General features: G+C 65.2%; 4 protein-coding genes. 3 read left to right on the forward strand and 1 reads right to left on the reverse strand.

Features of this window, described 5'->3' with window-relative positions:
- The first annotated feature begins 188 nt into the window (after positions 1-188).
- Entirely contained in the window at positions 189-590 is a 402-nt protein-coding gene (locus ACVOLQ_RS22365; RefSeq protein ID WP_313173626.1) for a GFA family protein, read from the forward strand.
- A gap of 21 nt (positions 591-611) precedes the next feature.
- Here ACVOLQ_RS22365 and ACVOLQ_RS22370 read toward each other — a convergent pair whose 3' ends face one another.
- The gene (locus ACVOLQ_RS22370) at positions 612-1,892 is read right to left on the reverse strand and encodes an NAD(P)/FAD-dependent oxidoreductase (protein WP_481529346.1); all 1,281 of its coding nucleotides are present in this window, start codon (positions 1,890-1,892) and stop codon (positions 612-614) included.
- A gap of 127 nt (positions 1,893-2,019) precedes the next feature.
- Between ACVOLQ_RS22370 and ACVOLQ_RS22375 the strand changes: the two genes are divergently transcribed.
- On the forward strand, positions 2,020-2,823 hold the full coding sequence (locus ACVOLQ_RS22375) for an NYN domain-containing protein (protein WP_313495666.1): 804 nt from the start codon (positions 2,020-2,022) through the stop codon (positions 2,821-2,823).
- Between the two features lie 18 nt (positions 2,824-2,841).
- Complete coding sequence (locus ACVOLQ_RS22380) at positions 2,842-3,462, forward strand: glutathione S-transferase family protein (RefSeq protein ID WP_481510852.1); 621 nt, start codon at positions 2,842-2,844, stop codon at positions 3,460-3,462.
- Positions 3,463-3,633: the final 171 nt, after the last annotated feature.

A 3,633-nucleotide genomic window follows, 5' to 3' on the forward strand; every position in this document is an offset into this window, starting at 1 on the left:
CCCGCCCGCCCCCCCCCGGCGCCGCCGCGGCGCCGCGCGCGGGCCTCGTCCCCCCCCCGCCCCCCGCCCGCCCGCCCGCCCCCTCCCCCCGCGGGCCGCCCCCCCCCCCCCCCGCCCCCCCCCCCCCCCCCACTACCGGTGGTCTTTCCCGTGTAGATTCGGCATTCCTCTTGCAGATGGATTTGGTGATGAAAGGGAACTGCCTGTGCGGTGCGGTCGAAGTGATCGCCAATGAACACTCCGAAATTGGCCTATGCCATTGCAGCATGTGCCGGCGCTGGTCCGGCGGCCCGTTGTTCGCGGTGCATTGCGATGACCAGGTACAGGTCATCGGCAGTGCGTTGAAGACCTATCGATCCTCAGACTGGGCCGAGCGCGGTTTCTGCTCACAGTGCGGCACCCACTTGTACTACCGATTGGTGCCGGACGGCGAATACTTCGTGCCGGCCGGGCTGTTCCAGGAACAATCGTTCGAACTGGCCAGCCAGATCTTCATCGACGAAAAGCCGTCGTACTACGAACTCGCCAACGAGACGCCGAAACTCACCGGACGCGAAGTATTCGAGCAGTTCGCCAACGGCAACAGCTGATTGCCGCTGGCTTGGCTGCGATCAGCCCGCGGGTTCCTTGTCATCGTCCTCGTCGGCATCGCCGAGGATGATGCGCGCGCTGCGCTGGTAGCTCCAATACGCCACCGCCCAGTTGAGCAGCACTACCAGCCGGTTGCGGAAGCCGATCAGGAAGAACACGTGCGCGGCCAGCCAGAACCACCAGGCCAGCAGCCCGGACAGTTGCAGCTTGCCGACATGCACGATGGCCGCCATGCGACCGATGGTGGCGAGGTTGCCCTGGTCGTTGTAGCGGAATGGTGGCGGCGCCGGCTTGCCGGCCAGGCGCGCGCGGATTACCTGCGCAACGTAGCTGCCCATCTGCTTGGCGGCCGGGGCCACGCCCGGCACCGGCCGGCCATTGGCCTGCATCAGCGACACCAGATCGCCACCGGCAAAGATCTCGGGGTGGCCAGAGACGGTGAGATCTGGTTCCACCTGGATGCGGCCGGCGCGGTCCAGCGGTACCTCCAGCGTGCGCGCCAGCGGTGAGGCAGCGACACCGGCGGCCCACACTACGGTACGCGCCGGCACATGCGTGTCACCGAGCTGGAAGCCCTGTCCGTCGATATGGTTGACGGCGGTGCCTGTCAGCACTTCCACGCCCAGCTTCTCCAGTTGGCGGCGTGCCTTCAGCGACAGCACTTCCGGGAACGAAGACAGCACCCGCGGCCCGGCTTCGACCAGCCGCACCTTGGCATCGGCCGGATTGATATGGCGGAACTCGTTTTTCAAGGTATGCCGGGCGATCTCGGCCAGCGTGCCGGCCAGTTCCACGCCGGTGGGGCCACCACCGACGATGGCAAAGCTCAGCCAGGCTGCACGTTTGGCCGGGTCTGGCTCGGCCTCGGCGCGCTCGAAGGCCAGCAGCAGCTTGCGGCGCAGGTAGAGCGCATCGTCCAGGGTCTTCAGGCCGGGCGCATCGGCCGCCCATTCGTCGTGGCCGAAGTAGGCATGGGTGGCGCCGCTGGCGACCAGCAGCAGGTCATAAGCGATCTGGCTGCCATCGCTGAGCTGCACCTTTCTGGCGTGCTTGTCGATGGACACCACTTCGCCCAGTCGTACCTCGATATTGCGTTGCCTGCCGAGGATATGCCGCAGTGGCGCGGCGATATCCGGCGAGGACAGGCCGGCGGTGGCTACCTGGTACAGCAGGGGCTGGAACAGATGGTGGTTGCGGCGATCGACCAGGGTGATGCGCAAGGGGGCATCGGCCAGTGCTCGGCTGGCCCAGAGCCCGGCGAAACCTCCGCCGATGACGACAAGGTGCGGGTGTTGCGGCATGACGTACTCCGGTGGGGCCGGTGAACCGGCCGTGGGGGCGGGTTGTCAGCGCCCATCATCGCATTGATGTGCTTTGAAACAGCGATGACCGATACTGGCGGTCAGCTTGCCGCCATGGAGTCACCCCGTGTCTGAGCCCGAAAAGCGTATCGCGTTGTTGATCGACGCCGACAACGCACCGTCATCGAAGATCGACGAGATTCTTGTGGAAGTGGCCGCCTTCGGCGTGGCCAATGTGCGCCGTGCCTACGGCGACTGGAAGAACCCTCGCCTGAAGGGTTGGGAAAGCGTGTTGCATGAGTTCGCGATCCGACCGATCCAGCAGTTCGCCTACTCCAAGGGCAAGAACGCCTCGGACATGGCGATGGTGGTGGACGCGATGGACCTGCTGTACGCGCGCAACCTGGATGGCTTCGCGATTGTCTCCAGCGATGCCGACTTCACCCCGCTGGTGATGCGCATCCTCACCGATGGCGTGAAGGTGTATGGCTTCGGCGAACAGAAGACGCCGTTGGCCTTCGTCAACGCCTGCTCGAAGTTCACCTATCTGGAAGCGCTGGGCAACGATGCGCCCGAAGTCGTCGAGCAGGTGGCCACCAGCAGTGTGCCGCCTGCGGCGGCTGCAACGGAAGTCTCCGAGCCGCCTGCGGCACCGATCAAGCCGCGCAGCAGCAATGAACTGCGTGGTGACACGCGCTTGTTGAACCTGCTGCGCGGCGCGGTGGATGCGGCGGCGGATGAGCAAGGCTGGGCACTGCTGAGTTCGGTCGGCAACCAGATTGCCAACCGCGCATCGTTCGACTCGCGCAATTATGGTTATCGGAAGCTGAGCGAGTTGATCGATGCCACCGGCCTGTTCGAGGTCAAGCGTGCAGGCAAGGCATCGGCGGTACGCGCGCTGCCACGCAAGGGTGCGCGTGATGAAGGTTGATCAGGAAGGAGTGGATGCATGTTGAAGATCTGGGGCCGGCGCAATTCCAGCAATGTGCGCAAGGTGCTGTGGTGTGCCGAGGAGATCGGCCTGCCGTATGAGTCGATCGAGGTGGGTGGTGCATTTGGCGGCACGCAGACCGCCGAATACCGCGCGATGAACCCGAACGGCCTGGTGCCGGTGATCGAGGACCATGGCCTGCCGGTGTGGGAGTCCAACGCCATCGTGCGTTACCTGTCCGCGCGCTATGCACTGGATGTGCTGTATCCGTCCGACCCGGTTGAGCGGGCGCGCAGCGAGCAATGGATGGATTGGACCACGTCGAGCTTTGCGGTGGCCTTCCGTGACCTGTTCTGGGGCGTTGTGCGCACCGCTCCCGCCGATCGCGATGAAGCGCGGATTGCTGCGGCGTTGTTGCGTTGTGGTGAGTTGCTGACGCTGGTTGATGCGGCGCTGGAGAAGCAGCCGTGGCTGTCCGGGGAGCGCTTTGCGATGGGGGACATTCCGCTGGGCGCCTTCATCTACGCCTGGTTTGAGATGCCGATTCAGCGCCCGGAGCTTCCGCATCTGGCAGCGTGGTACGCGCGGCTGCAGCAGCGACCGGCGTATCGGAAAGGGGTTATGACGGCGTTGACTTAGGCTTCTGTGGGATGCAGGAATGCAGGAATGCTAGCCCCTCTCCCGCTTGCGGGGTGAGAGGGGCAGCTTGCGAACCATTGGTTCGCTGCCCATCGAACGCCCTTGCGCCCGCGCAAGGGCCGGGGCGCGGAGCGAGGGTTGGGATGAGGGGACGCCTCTGATCTTGCCGGT

This window comes from Stenotrophomonas sp. STEN031 (genome assembly GCF_056759975.1).

Bases quoted from the DNA above. Each gene is read 5' to 3' on its own strand.
- ACVOLQ_RS22365 (WP_313173626.1), top strand. From the start codon at position 189: ATGAAAGGGAACTGCCTGTGCGGTGCGGTCGAAGTGATCGCCAATGAA.
- ACVOLQ_RS22370 (WP_481529346.1), bottom strand. From the start codon at position 1,892: ATGCCGCAACACCCGCACCTTGTCGTCATCGGCGGAGGTTTCGCCGGG.
- ACVOLQ_RS22380 (WP_481510852.1), top strand. From the start codon at position 2,842: ATGTTGAAGATCTGGGGCCGGCGCAATTCCAGCAATGTGCGCAAGGTG.